Below are 17,418 nucleotides of genomic sequence, written 5' to 3'. Positions count from 1 at the left end.
AGACTTTATGCTCCCGCCACTTATCGGCGTTGATCCGCCAACCATAAAGGCCCTTGCAGGTTCTCATCTCGAGAACATCGGCCAGCCGGGCAACCGATCGACCACTCGCTGCAGCCGTTGGCAGAGCTGCTGCAGCTTCAGCGACCAGGTGGGTGGGCTGCTGAGCAGCGGACCTTCAGCCAGGTCCAGGGCCTCCAGCTGATCCAGAGCCACCGTCCAACGCTGCAGCAGGGACGCCTCTGAGCTCCCCTCCAGCACAGCATTCAGAGCTGCTGCCGGTGGTCTCCACCCAGCTGGATCGCGGACGGCGTGCTGGATCCGGCGCACATCAAAGGCCAAGCGCCCGCAGCCGATCTGATGGACCATCCGACCCGGATCACCGTGGTCGGCCAGAGCGTGATTCAGGCTGCTGAAGACCACACAACCGCAGGCCATGGCCTCCAGCGGTGGTAAGCCAAAGCCCTCCGTCACGCCGCGTCCTCGCCAGTACTCGGCTGAGTCGTAGAGATAAACGCAGGAGCGGTTGAACAGATCAACGAGGTCATCGACCCAGCCGCTTTGAACCTCCACCCTGAACCCTTGCTGCCGCAAGGCAGGGACCAGCTGATCCAACACGTACCGACTACTCTTGCGGGCCTGCACCAACACATCGATTGGACGGCGCTCCGCACTACCCCGGGCGCCTCGTTCCAGCCAACCGGGCTCGATGGCATTGGGCACCAGCAATAAAGGGTTGCGGGGGCAACGATCACCCCAGTAGCCAAGGGTGTTGCGACTCACCGCCAGCACCGGCACCCCAGGGGGAAGCGTGAAGCCATACCCACTGCTGTGGGCGTGATAAGCCACGCGATGGCTCCGTAACCGACGGACCAATGCCGGAACATCAAATCCCCAGCTGACGATCCACAGCACCTCCCGCCGAGAAGGCTCAACACTGAGCAAATCGTCCAGAAATGGATGATCCTGATGCCGCTCCATATAGGTCACCAGCTCCGTTGCACAGAGGCTCGACAGCAGTCGTGCCGTCTGCAGCTCCACACTCAGACCACCGCAACGGAACCGCGTGCTGGTGCCGGGGACCAGCACGCGGATGAGCGTGGTGAGCACGAATCAGGCCGCCGCAGCCTCCGTACTGCCAGCGCGCTGGCGACGGGTCAGGAAACCGAACAGCACTTTGCCGATGGCAGCCACCAAGTTGCCCTCCAGTTCCTTGAACATATTCATGTTCAGGTGGAAGGCGTGATTGGCTTCTTCCACGATCCGATCGGCCATCGCCTGATCGATAGGCAGCTCATCCATCGTGGAGCGATAGGTGGTCTTGAAAGCCTTCTCGTCGGCGATGTCGTTGAAGACGTAGAAGTTGAGGCCATCATCTCCATCCATGTTCATCGCCTTCTGGGCAATGTTCTTGAGGATCTGGCCACCGGAGAGGTCGCCGAGGTAGCGGGTGTAGTGGTGACCCACCAGCAACTCCGGTGACTCCTGAGCCACGGCATGGATCCGCTCCACATAAGCCGCTGCTGAGGGAGACGGTTGAATCTGATCCTTCCAGCCAGCACCGAAGTAAAAGACGAGATCCTGCTCCAGGGCATCACGTCGGTTGAGCTCCTGCATGCCCACCGGACCGACCACGGGGTGATCGCCCAGCTTGGAGATCTCCTCTTCCATTGCGGTGTACACGAAGTAGAGATCAGCCACCAGCTTGCGGTAGCTGGCCTTGTCCACAACTCCCTTGAGGAAGCAACTCACGAAGCCGGTGTTTTCGGCCATCGTGTGGGATTTCTTGGTGCCTTCCCGGAGCTGGGTAGCCAGAGCGACAGACATGCTGAGAGATCAGTCAACCAATGAAAAAACCTTATAAGGAGAACTTGAAGAACGGCCTCAACCCGTTGCGAAGGGTTACGCCGCCTCATCTGCGGCGGTTGAACCGCTGAACAGCTCAAATAGGTCTCTGCAGATCATCTGCAGCTGGATCACCTGATCCGGTTGCGGCAGGTGAGGGCCCTCTGGCAACCACTCCCCGACGGTGGCCAGACGCCAGCGCTCACCGTCGTAGGTCATCCCCCGCATCAGCACCCCCAACAGTGAAGGCTGAGCCTCGGCCGACTCCGCACAGAACCGCAGCTGAATCAACAGGCTCCGGCATTGCAGTCGTGGACTCCAGCCAGGGAAATGAAAAGAGAGGTCGAGACTGTCCTGTTCTGACCACTGCCGGGTCTGCGGGTCATCCCGCCAGGGCTTGAGGTTGGCCTTGGCCGCTGGAAACCGCTGCCGCACCAGTGTGATCACCGAGGCCAGGGCCTGGGCCTGGTCGACACTGCGCACGGATTCGCCTGCGTTCAAAGGACTGCCTTTCCTCTGAAGGCATGTTGAAGAGAAACAGTCGATGTCGCCGTTACGGTTGCGCCAGGTTCACAGAGCCATGACACGCCCGTTGCACATCGGCCTGCTTGGCGCCATGCCGGAGGAAATTGGTTCGGATCTGAGTCATCTCAGGCAGCTCACCAGCACTGACCATGGCGACCTAACGCTGCACCAGGGTGTCTGGGGCGATGGGGTCCGACTCACCCTGGCCTGGAGTGGGTGGGGGAAGGTGAGCGCAGCCAGGGCTGCAACCCGTCTGTTGGCGGCGGCTCCAGACCTGGATCTGCTGCTCTTCTCCGGGGTGGCCGGTGCGGCCGATGCCGCACTGCAGCAATGGGACGTGGTGCTAGCGGATGCCGTGATCCAGCACGACATGAATGCCAGCCCCTTGTTTCCCCGCTTCACCCTGCCGCCGCTGAACCGCGATCGTCTGCAGCCCGATCCGGACTGGCTGGCCTGGGCTAGTCGCTCCCTGAACGCTGCCCAGGAGGCCGGCGAGCTGAAGGGGTTTGGAACCGTCCGCCCGGGACTGATCGCCACTGGTGATCAGTTCATTAGTGATGCGGTTGTGCTGAAGGAGCTCAAAGCGGCCTTGCCGGATCTGCAGGCGGTGGAAATGGAAGGTGGTGCCGTGGCTCAGGTGGCGCAGCAGGAAGGAGTGCCCTGGCTGGTGCTGCGGGTGATCTCCGACGGTGCCGATGAGGCAGCAGCTCAGAGCTTCAGCGACTTCCTGCAGGTCTATGAGCAGCAGGCCTGGAGCCTGATCGAAGCGCTGCTCAAGCGGTTGTCGACGCGATGAACCTGCCGGCGGCCTTGAACCGACTGGTGCGCTACGGCGCCATCGGCCTCATCGCCGCCACCATTCATGCAGCCGTGCTGCTGAGCCTCGGGTCTTGGCTCCCCCTCAGCCTGGCCAACCCGATCGGCTTTCTCACCGCCTCCATTGCGGGGTATCTGGGTCATGCCCTGGTGACCTTCCGGGAGGAGACCGGAGGGCGACGCTTCGCTCGGCGTTGGTTGTTGCTGCAGTACGCCGCGAACATCAGCGTCTGCTCGCTGCTCCCACTGCTGAATGCTCCAACCGTGGTGCTGGTGATCACACCCACTGCGCTCAACGCTCTGATCTGGAACCGCGCAGCCCGCGGGGCTCTGCATCACCGTCAACGCCCTGGACACCCTGCCATCCACGCCGATGATCTTGGCCTCGCCCCTGGGGTGGACACCGCCATCCTTGATCTGGCCACAGCAGGACGTCTCACCAGCGCCAGCCTGCTGGTGGAAGGAGCAACGGCTGAATCAGCCGCCGCGGCCTGGCGATGCTTACCCAAGGCCCAGCCACTGGTTCTGCATCTCTGCCTCACGGAAGGGCCCCAACCACAGAACTGTCCTGATCTACCGGCAGGTTTTGGCGAGCTGCTGCTGGGTTCTCTGCTGCCGGCGAAACGTCGTGCGTTGCGGGATCAGATCGTCCAATCGATTCAGGCGCAGATCCATCGGTTTCAGCAGCTCACCGGTCAGCACCAGATCCAGCTCGACGGACATCAGCACATCCATCTCGTGCCACTGGTGCTGGATGTTGTGCTGGAACAACCGGAGATCGTCTGGGTGCGCACCACCGCAGAGTCCTTGCCACAGGGCCTTCCCCTCAAGCTGTGGATCAAAGCGCTCAGGGATGGCGGATTGCTCAAGTGGCAGGTGCTGCAACCGCTCACGTGGCTGGCGCAGCGCAGGCTCAAGGCAGCTGGCATCGGCAGCAATCAGCGCTTTGCTGGTGTGCTGTTCACCGGAGAAATGACAGGTGCCGCCCTGGATGTTGCTGAACGTTCCTTGGGTGATGGCGACCTACTGCTGGCCCATCCTGCTGCCGCTGTGAACCAAGATCAGCTTGAGCAACATCAGTTTCATCGCTCAGCGGCATTTTTCAGTTCACCTTGGCGGCAACACGAATGGAAGGCCCTCAGGGCTCGTACACCGCGCGGATGAAGTAGTGAGGCCGGCGCTTGACGTCGATGTAAATCCGGCCGATGTACTCGCCAAGCACACCGATGCCGATCAGCTGGATTCCACCGAGAAAGAGGATCGCCACGATCAACGAGGCATAGCCCGGCAGATCCACGCCGAAGACCACGGTTCGCAGCACAATCAGTGCTGCATAGAGAAAGCTGAACAGGGATATCAGCAGGCCGATCAGCCCCCACACCTTGAGGGGCTTCACCGAGAACGAAAAGATCCCATCAAGGGCATAACGCCACAGTTTGAGAGAGCTCCAGGAGGTTGCACCTCCAGCCCGCGCGACGCGGCTGTAGGGAATTTCGACACTGCGATAGCCCGTCCATGGCATCAGCCCTTTGGAGAAACGCGTGGCCTCGCGCATCTGAATGACTGCCTCGATCACTGGGGCACTGAGCAACCGAAAATCGCCGGCGCCTTCCTGCAACTGGATCGAATCCACCAGGCGGTTGAACACCCGGTAAAACCAAGAAGCGGTGGCCACTTTCATCAGGCCTTCGGCGTCGCTGTCATCGCGGACAGCCGTGACCACCTCAGCACCCTCTTGCCAGGCCTTCACCATTGCCGGGATGCGTTCCGGAGGATGCTGCAGATCTGAGTCGATCAACACGGCTGCGCCGCAACGACCATCGGCAAAATCCAGCCCCGCCAGCATGGCGGCTTCCTTGCCGAAATTCCGGGTGAGTTCCAGCAGCGTCAGCCCCTGATCAGGATGGGACTGCTGCCAAGCGCGAATCACTGCAACCGTTGCATCGGAGGAGCCGTCGTCGATTAACAACAACCGGCTCACCTGAGGCAAGGCCAGGACGCGTTCGATGAAGCGGATGATCACCGCCTCCTCGTTGAAACAAGCCGCCACCACCCAGAGCTGCTCGCTGCCCATGCCAACCCGGCTGTGATGAGTGAACCGTAGGGCTCCCGGCTCAGTCATAGGCTCGCCCTGCTGACGCCCAACCGACCACCATGGCCCAGTTTGAGAAGCTCACCGCCCCCAGCCAGGGCACACCGATTCGCTTCGAGAACGGCCAACCTGTCGTGGCCGACAATCCGATCATTCCCTTCATCCGCGGTGATGGGACCGGCGTAGACATCTGGCCTGCCACCCAGAAGGTATTGGATGCCGCCGTGGCAAAGGCCTATGGCGGAGTTAAAACCATCGAGTGGTTCAAGGTGTATGCCGGCGATGAGGCCTGCGACCTCTACGGCACCTATCAGTACCTGCCCGAAGACACCCTCGAAGCGATCCGCACCTACGGCGTGGCCATCAAGGGCCCCCTCACCACCCCCGTGGGTGGCGGCATCCGTTCGCTGAACGTGGCCCTGCGCCAGATCTTCGATCTTTACTCCTGCGTGCGCCCTTGCCGTTATTACGAGGGCACCCCCAGTCCTCACAAGCGTCCCCAGGATCTGGACGTGATCGTCTACCGGGAGAACACCGAAGACATCTACATGGGAGTTGAGTGGGAGGCCGATGACGCGGTTGGTCAGGAGCTGCGCAAGCACCTCAACGAGGTGGTGATTCCTGCCAACGGCAAGCTGGGCAAACGACAGATCCCGGAAGGCTCCGGCATCGGCATCAAACCGGTGAGCAAACACGGCAGCCAGCGCCACATCCGCAAAGCGATCCAGCACGCCCTACGCCTGGAGGGCAACAAGCGCCACGTGACCCTGGTGCACAAGGGCAACATCATGAAATTCACCGAAGGTGCGTTTCGCGACTGGGGCTACGAACTGGCCACCACGGAGTTCCGCGACGTGTGCATCACCGAGCGGGAGAGCTGGATCCTCGGCAACCTCGAGAAGGATTCAGGACTGAGTGTGCAGGCCAACGCCCGGATGATTGAACCGGGCTACGACAGCCTCACCCCCGAGAAGAAAGCGGACATCGATGCTGAAGTGCAGGCCGTGATCGATGCCATCGGCAGCAGCCATGGGGGCGGCAAGTGGAGGTCGATGGTGCTGGTGGATGACCGCATCGCCGACAGCATCTTCCAGCAGATCCAGACCCGCCCTCAGGAGTATTCGATCCTGGCCACCCTCAACCTCAATGGCGACTACATCTCCGATGCAGCCGCGGCCATGGTGGGCGGTCTGGGCATGGCCCCCGGCGCCAATATCGGCGAAACCGCCGCCATCTTCGAAGCCACCCACGGCACCGCCCCGAAACATGCCGGTCTCGACCGCATCAACCCCGGTTCAGTGATCCTCAGCGGCGTGATGATGCTGGAATTCCTGGGTTGGCAGGAGGCTGCAGACCTGGTGACCAAAGGCCTGAGTGCCGCCATTACCGACAAACAAATCACCTACGACCTGGCCAGGCTGATGGAACCGCAGGTGGACCCTGTGAGCTGCAGCGGCTTCGCTGAAGCGATTATCCAGCGATTCTGAGCAAGGCAAAAAAGCCCCCTCGAATGAGGGGGCTGAGCATGATCCGGAAGTGGGGATCAGAAGAAGCCGTTCATCTCGAACATGAACACCTGGCCACCAGCATCGCCGCTGATCTCCTCAACCTGACCGCCGGACTCAGGGCGGGCCTGAACAACACCGATGTAGGTGTGATCCTCGATGTGGACCAGATCGGCCACATCCTGCATGCCACTGCCAGACAGCTCTTCTTTGGAATAGAAGCTGCCATCGTCCTTACGGGTCACCATGCCAGTGACATCCCAGCTGCCGGAGTACTCATTAGTGCCAGGCTTATCAATGGCTCCAGCCAGAGCAGTCGCACCAGCCAGATAGCGGGGGCTGAGGGTGCCACCAGCAGCACCGAGGAAGTAACCGGTGGCTTCATCACGCAGTTGCATGTTTCTCTTAATGGGAAGGGCAATCTTGCGCTCGCCGTAATCGTTGCCGGAATCTTCGTCCAGGATCAGAACGTTACCGCCCTTACCCTTGGCCCAGTAGAGACCATCGTTGGCGACGATCTTCTCAACTCCCTTCTCAACGTGGATGGCATGGGTGAGGCTGCCGTCGGGGTTGGCTTCACCCTTGTGGGCCAGACCTTCATCACCCACATCAACACGCAGTGATCCATCCGTGGCGGGGATAGTCACAACAGATTTGTAGTTGAGGTAATCAGGCAACAGGTTGCCATCAGCATCAGGGTTGCTCTTGAGCTGCTTTGCCAGATTCTTCAAGTCGAATCCGAGCAGAGCACCCTCATCAGTCATGTTCTGGAACCAGCGGGCCTTTCCAGAAGGATCTATGGCCTGGTGCTCGGTCTTTTTGTCGCCATTGAAGAACGTGTAGTTCTTGGGCTGCTCTTCGGGACGCTCCCAGAGGAACATCTCGGTGTTGCCAACAGCGGTGGGCTCATCCCAGCCGCCCCACTGGAAGCTGGTGGGATAGAAACGACCCTTGTAGGAATCACCAGCCTTCGCCTGTGAAGTCAGGTAGGTGTTCATCACCTGGTCGTCGAAAACACCGTTGCCGTCTTCGTCGGCAACGATACCCAGCTTGTCGAAGTGCTTGTTCTTCAGGGCTTGGCCATAGAGCTGACCCCAGAGCATGCCGTTGCGGCCTAGGAACTGATCGCGCTCGCTGTGGTCTTCGGTGATCTCATTACCTTCTGCATCGTACCCCTTGCGGCCGACGTAGATCTTCAAAGGAGCAGGGTCTTGGCCATGGTTATAACCTGCAGTCACCATCACCACATAGTCGCTCTCGCCTGTGTTCAGAGGAGCAATTTTCTCGTAACCGGTCTGGCCCAGGGCTGGAACGGAGTAGGCGACTGAATTGGCGACATCAACAGCCATGGCAGCCAGGCCCATGGTCTCGTTACCGACCGCTTTACCGGCATAGCCAGGTGCAAAGTTGCCGAAGCCAATGTCCCACTCTTCAGCCATCAACCAGATGTCATCACTGAAGCCCTGTCCTTCGCCGTAACGATTGGCAGGCTCGTACCAGGCGCCGCAGAAGGAGTGGAAGTAGAAGTCCGTCTCAGAGAGAGGGCTTGCAAACTCAACAATGTCACCAGAAGGCAAGGTCTGGTTGCCCCACTTGGCAGCCTTGTCCTCGGGGTCAGTGTTCTTAGGAGTGACCTCTTCACCGAAAAGGTTGAAGACACGGTTGAACAGGAAACCGCTGCCCTCGACCATGTCGCTGGCGGCAGAATCATTGCCCATGAAATCCGCGAATGCATCGCGGGAGTAATCGATGTAGTGGATCTTGGATCCGGAGAAGGTCACACCGGTCTCCATCTCTTGAGGATAGGTCTCAGGTGCAGGAGTGCGGCCGTAGATGTGAGCGTAAGACTCAGACTGATAGGCAACACGAACGGTATCGTCGTCTTGCAACCAAGCAGCCTGTCCGTCGGGATAGCCGGTAAGACCCAGTCCGTTGTCGGCATCAACTTCGCCGACAGTGGCGAGAGCTTTGTAGCTGGAGTAAGGGAAGTTGATGTTGCCGCTTTGTCCGTCGTTAAGCCACTCAGGCTGAACCGCGGATCCGGCTTCTGGAATGAGGGCAGTTGTCTGCCCGATGGTGACCATCTTAGCCATGGAAAGAAAACTGAGACCGAGAGGAATGCGTTGCGCGACTGCATCAGCAACGCACAACTCAAACTCTTGATAACGAAAAATCTTTAACCCATATGTTTCCTAAACTACAAGCTAATTTTGTGATAAACCTTTATGAAAAAATTGAGCGCATCATCCATGAGCGGGACAAACACACGGGACGCATGAAGCTAATTGGGACAAATATACGGGACACGTATTTGCAATTGTTTTACTCAAAAAACCGAACAAGTCCCATATTGAAAGTCAATTTGTCCCGTATGAGAAAAATTTGAAGCAAGCCAGCAGAAGTAGCTGGCACATCTAGTGGCAAGACTTGGGTTTTATCTGCAAGACCAGACCAAAAAAAATTAGGCATCTATTAACCTATATTTAATTGATTTTTAGCGTAGCGTTAATAAGTACCTACTTACTGTGTAAAAATGATGAACGTGGAGGAGCTACGCAAGCAATGCCCTTCCAAAAAAACTTTCCATCGCTTGGTCCAACGAAGCGTCTTCGGATACCAGAGCAAATTGCTGCCGACTTTGAATTAATACTTGACCACTTGGACCGACAGAAATTACTGTTCGGCCAAGATTATATAGAGTCTTTTTTAAGCCAAATCAGAATTTCGATGGATAAGCTTGAGCATCGAAAAAATGATTCAAATTACAAACTAGACGAAATTCAATCAGACATTAGCAAAACTGTGCATGTATACGATGACTCCCTTTTCCATCATTCTCGAGAATGTTCATCAACTATCAAGAGGAACGTAAACTTCAGAAGACTCACCGATGACGAAGTCAGTTTTTGCAAGTCTTCAATCATTGAATGTTTTTCACGCCTAAAAATCCAGTTAAACGTGTCAAGTTATGCTGCTTGGAAATTAGTAGAAAATGGATTATTAATGCGAAGGGTATCCTTAAGCGAAATCGAGCTCTACCACGAGATATGTTTTGGTTATCTTAAATTAAGCGATAAAATCGTAAGCCCTCGTTTAAATACACTCAGTTTTTGGAATCCTATTGTAGAGACCTTATGGGGTATACCTGAAATCAGAACATTTAAGCAACTTTATACTTTTAGGCAACTTATTACCGAAATAAATCAGATTCGGCCTTCCCAGCAATTCGATTCTCTCAAAAAATTTTCTCAACCCGCAAACTTTGTACGCTCATAACTGACAGCTGAGTTGATCCTGGTTCAGAATAGTTAAATGACAACAAATACACAGCTCCAAGGCTTGCCGGCAGGCGCTGCAGATCCCTGTGTGCATTGCGGCTTCTGCTTACCCACCTGCGCCAGTTACAGGGTGCTGGCCAGCGAAATGGACTCTCCCCGTGGACGCATCCATGCTCTGCGGGCGATCGAAGCCGGTGAATTGGAGCTGGACGCCACCGTCGCCAGCCATTTCGACACCTGCCTGGGCTGCTACGCCTGCGTGTCCGCTTGCCCATCCGGCGTGCGCTACGACCAGCTGATCGAAGCAACCCGACCCAAGCTCAACCAGCTGCAGCACCGCAGCAGCTGGCAGATCAGCTTCCGCCAACTGTTGCTGCAGGTGCTGCCCTACCCCAGGCGGCTGAGGGCTTTGCTGCAACCCCTGCGGGCCTATGCCGGCACACCGCTGCAAGCCTTTGCCCGCCGCTCCGGCCTGACCCGGCTGTTTGGTCCGGAGGTTGAAGCGATGGAGCAACTGCTGCCAGCTCTGGCTCCCGAAAGCTTCAACGACGTCCTGCCAACAATCAATCCGGCGACGGGTTACCGCCGCGGCCGCGTTGCACTACTGCTGGGCTGCGTGCAGCGTTGCTTCGATCCGGCCGTCAGCATCGCCACGGTGAAAGTTCTGCAGGCCAATGGGTTCGAGGTGGTGATTCCGCCGAATCAAGGATGCTGCGGTGCCGTGAGTCATCACCAGGGGGAACTGGAGCTGACCCGCCAGTTGGCCACCGATCTGGTGAAGAGCATGAACGGCGTGGACGGGGATCTCGATGCCGTGCTGGTGGCAGCGTCCGGTTGCGGCCACACGATGAAGGCCTACGACGAACTGCTGAAGGGAGACGTGCAGTTCCGTGCACCAGTACTGGACGTGCAGGAATTTCTCGCCGATCGCGGCCTCTCCAACACATTCAAATCGAAATTGCAACCCCTGCCAGAGGCCGTGGCCATGCACGACGCCTGCCACATGATTCACGGCCAAAACATTCAGGCCCAACCGCGGGCGCTGCTGCGAGCCATTCCCGGCATCCAACTCAGGGAGGCCATCGAAGCCGGCGTCTGCTGCGGCAGTGCCGGCATCTACAACCTGGTGCAGCCCTACGAAGCCGCTGAGCTTGGCCGCATCAAAGCCGATGACCTCAGCAGCACCGGCGCTGGAATCGTCGCCAGCGCCAACATCGGCTGCACCCTGCAACTGCGCAGGCACCTCGGTGATCGCGCTGAGGTGTTGCACCCGATGCAACTGCTGGCGGCCTCAGCCAGCCTCCATCCGCTGCCAGGCGTCGCGAAGGGTGGCAGCACTACCGAGGTTTCCGGGAAAGGTCAGGATCGGCAGGCCAGTGAGGCGCCCCTCTGACGGACGCACCAAGGACAGCCCCGGCAGCAACTGCCCCTCCAGCTGCACGGCTGTCAGCCCCAGCCCCTTAGAAAGCAGGGTCTGCGTGGTAGTTCCTCCCTTGCTGATCAGGTAACCAAGATCCGACGCCAGAACAGCCGCCAGTCGCGCCATGACCTGCGCCAGCTGAAGGGAAAAATGCCTGCGTTGCTGCAGGGATGCAAAGCCGAGCTCTCCGCGGCTGCTGTAAACCACAGGCGTGGCATCACCCTTCAACAGCTCCCGCAACTGCTGCAGCCACTCCCGCTCCAGATCCGCAAGCAGCAGGTCCGGCGTGCCGCTCTCCAGGACGCGAGCGATGCGACGCACAGGCAACTCAAGCCCGTGGCAACCAGGCTCCTGCAGCAAGCGCTCCAACTGCTGATCCGCCAGGGGCACATAGGAGCCCACCACCACCAACCCCGGCAGGAGAGCGCCATCCCCGTTCCGTCGGCGCAGCGCTACCAGACCGGCGCCATCGAGCGGCGGCGGACCAGGATCCGCCAGGGCTTTCACCAGGCTGGCCGCCGAACGGAACAGAAAGCGTTTCTCACTGCGCAACGCCCGCACGGCAGCAGCCAGTGCATCCAGCTGGTCCTGCCATTCGGCATCAACCACCACCGGCGCATTGCCCTTGAGGGATCGGAGTCGATCGATCAAACCCGGCAGGCCAGCCCCTCCAGCCGCATCGAGCTCGCGGCCATAGATTCGCTGCACCTCGGCAGGACGGATCAAACCACCACTTTTTTCCTCCAGCCAGGTCGCCAGATCGCTGGTGCTGAATCCAAAGATCCGGTCTCTGGCAAAAGCGGTGGTGTGCACCGGTTCACCGTTCAACAGATGAACGCCGTTCCGCGTGGTGCGGCCACCCTCAAGAAATGCAGGGATGTGGAATGTGGCGTCAAAGGGTCCAAAGGCCTCCTGCAAGGTGGCTGGCTCCAGCACGCCATGGCCGCGCAAGGTGGAATCACCGCGGCTCACCAGCAGCACATCGCCACGTCCCAACCCTTCTGCAGCAAGCGCTTCATCCAGATGGCGGACAATCTCTCGATTGCGCGCTGCGGCAGCCTCGGGGGTCAGCGCCCGGGTGTCCGCCAGCAGAAAGAGAAGTGGCGAGGAGTGCCTCAAGCCCCGCCTCAAGGTTTCTTTGTCCCACTCCAGCAGCAGCAGGCAGCTGTGCACCGTCTGCGAGCCGGTGGGGTCGTCGTCGATCACCACAACCTTCATGGCACCATCGTGCCGTGAGCCATTCCCCCGCCGACCGAAGCGCCTTGATCGAGCTGGTGCGCCAGTGGCATCAAGACACCACCCCGTGGATCCCCAGCGGCCTGGGTCAGCACCTGGGCTGGGGGCCTCGTCTGGATCCCGGCCATGCCGTACTGAGCTGCCGCCATCTGGATCGGGTCATCGACCATGCCGTCGACGACCTGACCTTATCTGTGGAGGCGGGGATGCCCTTCGACAGCCTTCAGGCCCTGCTGGCCGAACAGGGCCAGTGGCTGCCGGTTGATCTGCCCCGTGATGGCAACGCCGGCAGCATTGGCGGCCTGGTGGCGCGGGGCCTGGCCGGTGGATTGCGTCAACGTCACCTCGGTGTGCGCGACCAGATCATCGGCATCGGCCTGCTGCGGGCCGATGGCGTGGAAGCCCGTGCCGGCGGACGGGTGGTCAAAAATGTGGCGGGCTATGACCTGATGCGGCTGCTCTGTGGCAGCTGGGGCAGCTTGGCTCTGATCACAGACGTCACGCTGCGGGTTCAGCCGGTCCGGCCCCATCAGGCAGCCCTTGTGCTCGATGGCGCCTTGTCAGATCTGGAAAACTGCAGAGCCGAGCTGGTGCGCTCCACACTCACGCCCGAACGCTGCGACTGGCAGGGCTCCGTTGAGCAGGGTTTACAGCTGAGAATCGTGGTCAGCAGCGTCTCGGACACAGCAGTTGAAGAGCAGCTGCAACGGCTGGACAACCTCGGCCGCAGCCATGGCCTGACATCAGACGATCAACCGTGCTCAGACCCAACGGACAACGGACTGTTCTGTTCTGCACCAACCTGGCTGGTGCGCGTTGTACTCCCCCCTGCCAAGGTGTTTGAACTGCTGCAAAGCCAGGCTGCATCCGCACTAACCGGCTGGAGCTGGGACATTGCCGCCGGTGCCGGTTGCGGTGATGGCTGGTCGAGCGGAGCCAGCCAAGCGTTCCAGGTGGAAGCCCTGCGTCGCAGCGTGATCGAGCTCGGTGGATCACTGACCGTGCTCGTCCAGCCAGAAACAGCTGCGATCCCCGCCTGGCTTGATACGCCGGCGCGTCCGGTGATCGAAGCCGTGAAGCGACAGTTCGATCCACGGCAGCAGCTCTGCCGCGGACGACTGCCGGGGGTGAATCAGGACACGGCGTAGCGGCAGGCCACGGTCTGCTGGGTGCCGGGCTCCAGCACCAGCTTGCGATCACCGCTCACTAAGGATTGGCGGGGTCCGGTCCAGGGCTCCAGGCACACCATCTTGCGGGGCGGTTCGGTCCAAACCACGGTGAGATCCATCGGCTCCTGATGCTGGAGCTGAAGCTGAGCACCACTGACGTCATCGATCAGGGTGACATCACCAGCTGGCCGACAGAGAAAATCAACGCCCTCCGGCAACCGAGACAGCTGCTCATCGGTGGCAGCATCCGCCATCTCCAGGTGATTCATACAACGCTCCGCCAGACCGGTGAGTCGGGTCTGGGCCAGATCGCTCACGTTGAAATAAGGGTGAAGCCCGAAGCTGAAGGGCATCGGTTGATCGCTGCGGTTGTGAATCGTGGTGCTGATCTCGAGGGCCATGGCCACAGGCCGCACCTCCATCTCCACCACAAAGACAAAGGGATAGGCCGCAAGGGTGTCGTCGGTGCTGCTCAAGCTGAGACGCACGCCGCTCTGGTCATCCAGCAATTGCAGCTGCCAGGGGAGATTGCGAGCAAAACCATGCTGTTTGAGGGTGTGATCAACACCTTTCACCTGCAGCAGGTCACCAGGGAGATTGCCGCAGATCGGGAACAAAACTGGAATGCCCCCGCGAATGCTTTTGGCAGGGTCGGCGTAACGCTCCTGGTCGAAATAGAGCACCTCACGCTCACCACAGCGCCACTCACTGACGATGCCGCCCCGTTCTGGAATGATCCGCAGACGATCGCCGGTCTCAGGATGGACATACTCCCAATGGGCATAGGGAGCGGTCTGCTGGGTGAGGGTCATGGGCATCCGCTGGGGCGCGCCGAGTATGGCCTACTCAGCTAGCTGGCTAAGCCTCATCTGTCGGTGCTGTGGCTCACGTCAGACCAGCGAGCCAATCCAGCAACGAAGCATTCACCTGGTCCGGCACCTCGTCATGGGGGCAGTGGCCCGCATCCAGCACCACCTCCGTGGTGGCCGCCGGTGCATGCCGCTGAAAGGTGGCCCTGCGGCCTGGTGCATTGATCCAAGGGTCACGCATGCCCCAGAGCAGCAGGAGAGGTGCGGTCAGCTCCGCGAACAGCTCATCGAGGGGCTGCCCCCTGGGGATGTCGAACACCGTGCGGAACACACCAAAGGCGCCGGGATCGAGCGATGGGCGACGGATCGACTCCACCAACCAGTCATCCACATTGGTTTTGTCGACGTACACCTGATTGAGGGTGCGACGGATCGTGGCCGGACGGCGCAAATTTTCGAACAGCAGGCGCTGCAGCACCGGGCTTTTCAACAAAGCACTGCCGATGCTTTGCCGTGCGATGGCAGCCCACCCCTTGGGAGGCTGCTGTTCATCACTGAAGGGACCGGCCGCATTGAGCAACACCACACCGGCACAGTCCTGCTTGAGCTCTGCTCCGGCAGCCAAGGCAGCGAAGCCCCCGAGGGAATTACCGGCAATCACCGTGGGACGTCCGATCCGTTCCTGCACGTAAGCCACCAGCTGATCGCGCCAGAGGGGACCTCCATACGCCAGCTCCGCTGGCTTGGAACTGCGTCCAAAGCCCAGCAGGTCTATCGCGTGCACGGCATGGGTTTTGGCCAGCACTGGAATGTTGTACCGCCAGTGATCGGTGGACGCCCCAAAGCCATGGACCAACAGCAGCGCAGGACGATCGGAGTAGTCCTGCTCAGGCTGTTGGTGGACAGTGTGGACGGCATGTCCAAGGTGGCTCCAGCAGTAGGTGTCCACAACGAGGGGCAAGAAGGCGCGATGCTAAGCAGCCCGTCCAGAGGCCTGAATGCAGAGCTACGAGGTGATCAGCGGACCCCTCGCCGATGCTGCTGTATGGCGTGGAGCCCTGCTCTGGGCCCTGGCGTTGTATGGGCCCTTGAGTGCGCCGCTCAGCCGATTGGAAGCTAGCCTCGAAACCAGCACCATACCTGAGAATTGGATACAGAGGCTTCTCATCCTGAGCAGCCTGCTGTTGGCGTTGGCGGTTGGATTGGCAACACAGCTGGGATGCAGTTGGGCCCTTGGCCCAGGCTGGGCCTCCAGCCTGGGCGTGGTGGTCTTGGGCTGGAGCCTGTTGCTGACGTTGACCAATCGCGACAGGACCTGATCAGGAGGCTCCTGCCAGCGGATCAGCAGCGAACTCCTCAGGGACCTCATTCCCGTCTTCAGGGGGCTTGTCCTTGAGGACGAGACGCAACAACACTGGTGCCAAGAAGGTGGTGCCGATCACCATCAGCAGGATGGCGATCTCGAGACCGGGGCTCAGCAGCTTGGCGGCCGTGCCCAGGCCCAGGAAGATCAGACCCACCTCACCACGGGGGAGCATGCCAAGCCCCACCACCAATTTGTTTGTTTTCTGAGGACCGAACACGGCCCAGCCGGCAACCACCTTGCCGACGATGGCGACAAGGAACATAAACCCTGCGATCACAAGGGCAGACCGGGCGGAGGGATCGGAGGGATTGATCACAGACAGATCCATGCCAGCTCCCACAAGCACGAAGAACACTGTGGCGAACAGTCCGACAATCGGCGTGACAGCAGCCTGAATCTCGTGGCGATGTTTGGAGGTGCTGGCGATCAAGCCAGCAGCAAATGCCCCCAGAGCCGCCTCTAGACCGATGGCTGTTGCGATGAAGCAACTTGCCCCGAGAAGCAGATAGGAGCCGATCAATTTGCCCCCAGGAGCCTTGAGCTGATCAACGACCCAGTCGAAGGCTGGTGCAGCTTTTTGGCTCAACACCAGTGCAACCACAACGAAAAGCACCGCTGCCACCACCAATTGAACGATGGGGGCGATCTCCAGAGTTCCACCTGCGGCGAGGGACACCACCACAGCCAGAATCACAATTCCAAGAATGTCGTCCAGTACCGCCGCTCCGATCACGATCTGGCCTTCGCGGGTGCGCAGATAACCGAGCTCACCGAACACGCTGGCAGTGATGCCGATGCTGGTGGCCGTCATCGAAGCTCCGGCAAAGATCGCTTGAACGGGATCGACGTGGAAGATCCCCATCAATCCAAGGGTGCCCAAGGCGAAGGGCAGCACGACGCCCACCACGGCCACGGAGAACGCCTGAGCGCCGACGGCGATCAGCTCCTCTAATTCGCTCTCCAACCCTGTAAGGAACAGCAACGAGAACAGGCCCAAATTGGAAACCGCTTGCAAAGCTCCGAAACTCTCGTTGTAAATCTCAGGAATCTCATCGGGTGGGATGTGAGCAATTCCCCCGACCACATTTGAAAAAACACCGCTGAGCTGAACCTGCGTCTCTGGCGGCACCAACAGATGCAACCCTGAGGCGCCAATGATCACGCCGGCCAATAGTTCTCCCAGGATGGTGGGGAGTTCGAAACGAACCAGGAGCTCCGCAAGGGATCTCGCGGCGACAAAGATCAGCACGAAGCGAAGGACTCCGATCAGCGTTTCGGCGACTTCAAAGTCATGGCTGCTGATCTCACTCAGCAGTGCGGGTAACAGCATGGATGCCGCAGATCAGTCTCGCCGAACCTT

General features: G+C 59.6%; 15 protein-coding genes. 6 read left to right on the top strand and 9 right to left on the bottom strand.

The window, feature by feature from the left end; translation table 11 throughout:
• Positions 1-63: 63 nt before the first annotated feature.
• From TX72_RS00860 to TX72_RS00850, 3 genes are all read right to left on the bottom strand, one after another.
• Positions 64-1,107 (bottom strand): glycosyltransferase, encoded by a 1,044-nt coding sequence (locus TX72_RS00860; RefSeq protein WP_011127048.1) that lies wholly within the window; start codon positions 1,105-1,107, stop codon positions 64-66.
• A gap of 3 nt (positions 1,108-1,110) precedes the next feature.
• Positions 1,111-1,824: a biliverdin-producing heme oxygenase gene (locus TX72_RS00855; protein WP_011127047.1), complete on the bottom strand. Its 714-nt coding sequence runs from the start codon at positions 1,822-1,824 to the stop codon at positions 1,111-1,113.
• Between the two features lie 75 nt (positions 1,825-1,899).
• Positions 1,900-2,343, bottom strand: a complete 444-nt coding sequence (locus TX72_RS00850) for a Tery_1686 family protein (protein WP_011127046.1) — start codon at positions 2,341-2,343, stop codon at positions 1,900-1,902.
• A 79-nt stretch (positions 2,344-2,422) separates the two neighbouring features.
• On the opposite strand from TX72_RS00850, the gene TX72_RS00845 reads away from it, so the two are divergent.
• Entirely contained in the window at positions 2,423-3,163 is a 741-nt protein-coding gene (locus tag TX72_RS00845; protein WP_011127045.1) for a 5'-methylthioadenosine/adenosylhomocysteine nucleosidase, read from the top strand.
• The gene (locus TX72_RS00840) at positions 3,160-4,347 is read left to right on the top strand and encodes a ChbG/HpnK family deacetylase (protein ID WP_011127044.1); all 1,188 of its coding nucleotides are present in this window, start codon (positions 3,160-3,162) and stop codon (positions 4,345-4,347) included. Before TX72_RS00845 ends, TX72_RS00840 begins: the two co-directional genes overlap by 4 nt.
• Here the strand turns inward: TX72_RS00840 and TX72_RS00835 are convergent.
• The gene (locus TX72_RS00835) at positions 4,322-5,257 is read right to left on the bottom strand and encodes a glycosyltransferase family 2 protein (RefSeq protein WP_042502773.1); all 936 of its coding nucleotides are present in this window, start codon (positions 5,255-5,257) and stop codon (positions 4,322-4,324) included. The genes TX72_RS00840 and TX72_RS00835 overlap by 26 nt on opposite strands.
• Before the next feature lie 80 nt (positions 5,258-5,337).
• Here TX72_RS00835 and TX72_RS00830 point away from each other — a divergent pair, with 80 nt between their 5' ends.
• Complete coding sequence (locus tag TX72_RS00830) at positions 5,338-6,762, top strand: NADP-dependent isocitrate dehydrogenase (RefSeq protein WP_011127042.1); 1,425 nt, start codon at positions 5,338-5,340, stop codon at positions 6,760-6,762.
• A 56-nt stretch (positions 6,763-6,818) separates the two neighbouring features.
• Here TX72_RS00830 and TX72_RS00825 read toward each other — a convergent pair whose 3' ends face one another.
• Positions 6,819-8,873 (bottom strand): calcium-binding protein, encoded by a 2,055-nt coding sequence (locus TX72_RS00825; protein WP_225867717.1) that lies wholly within the window; start codon positions 8,871-8,873, stop codon positions 6,819-6,821.
• A gap of 1,219 nt (positions 8,874-10,092) precedes the next feature.
• Between TX72_RS00825 and TX72_RS00820 the strand changes: the two genes are divergently transcribed.
• Positions 10,093-11,451 (top strand): (Fe-S)-binding protein, encoded by a 1,359-nt coding sequence (locus TX72_RS00820; protein WP_011127039.1) that lies wholly within the window; start codon positions 10,093-10,095, stop codon positions 11,449-11,451.
• On the opposite strand, the gene TX72_RS00815 is transcribed toward TX72_RS00820, so the two are convergent.
• Positions 11,350-12,696 carry a four-carbon acid sugar kinase family protein gene (locus tag TX72_RS00815; protein ID WP_011127038.1) on the bottom strand — a complete coding sequence of 449 codons (1,347 nt, stop codon included), beginning with the start codon at positions 12,694-12,696 and terminating at the stop codon, positions 11,350-11,352. The genes TX72_RS00820 and TX72_RS00815 overlap by 102 nt on opposite strands.
• A gap of 14 nt (positions 12,697-12,710) precedes the next feature.
• Here TX72_RS00815 and TX72_RS00810 point away from each other — a divergent pair, with 14 nt between their 5' ends.
• Positions 12,711-13,862, top strand: coding sequence for an FAD-binding oxidoreductase (locus TX72_RS00810; RefSeq protein WP_011127037.1), 1,152 nt, complete (start codon positions 12,711-12,713; stop codon positions 13,860-13,862).
• Here the strand turns inward: TX72_RS00810 and TX72_RS00805 are convergent.
• Both TX72_RS00805 and TX72_RS00800 read right to left on the bottom strand, forming a co-directional pair.
• Positions 13,847-14,701, bottom strand: coding sequence for an aldose epimerase family protein (locus TX72_RS00805; RefSeq protein ID WP_011127036.1), 855 nt, complete (start codon positions 14,699-14,701; stop codon positions 13,847-13,849). The two genes, TX72_RS00810 and TX72_RS00805, sit on opposite strands and share 16 nt — an antisense overlap.
• Positions 14,702-14,768: 67 nt before the next feature.
• Entirely contained in the window at positions 14,769-15,641 is an 873-nt protein-coding gene (locus TX72_RS00800) for an alpha/beta fold hydrolase (RefSeq protein ID WP_011127035.1), read from the bottom strand.
• 49 nt (positions 15,642-15,690) lie between these two features.
• Between TX72_RS00800 and TX72_RS00795 the strand changes: the two genes are divergently transcribed.
• On the top strand, positions 15,691-16,011 hold the full coding sequence (locus tag TX72_RS00795) for a hypothetical protein (RefSeq protein WP_011127034.1): 321 nt from the start codon (positions 15,691-15,693) through the stop codon (positions 16,009-16,011).
• Here TX72_RS00795 and TX72_RS00790 read toward each other — a convergent pair whose 3' ends face one another.
• Positions 16,012-17,388 (bottom strand): cation:proton antiporter, encoded by a 1,377-nt coding sequence (locus TX72_RS00790; RefSeq protein WP_011127033.1) that lies wholly within the window; start codon positions 17,386-17,388, stop codon positions 16,012-16,014. It abuts the gene before it with no gap.
• Positions 17,389-17,418 lie beyond the last annotated feature (30 nt).

It is taken from the genome of Parasynechococcus marenigrum WH 8102 (assembly GCF_000195975.1).
In the GTDB taxonomy this organism is placed as follows: domain Bacteria; phylum Cyanobacteriota; class Cyanobacteriia; order PCC-6307; family Cyanobiaceae; genus Parasynechococcus; species Parasynechococcus marisnigri.
The sequence above is the reverse complement of the archived record's forward strand: the minus strand, read 5'-3'. Positions and strand labels throughout refer to the sequence as shown.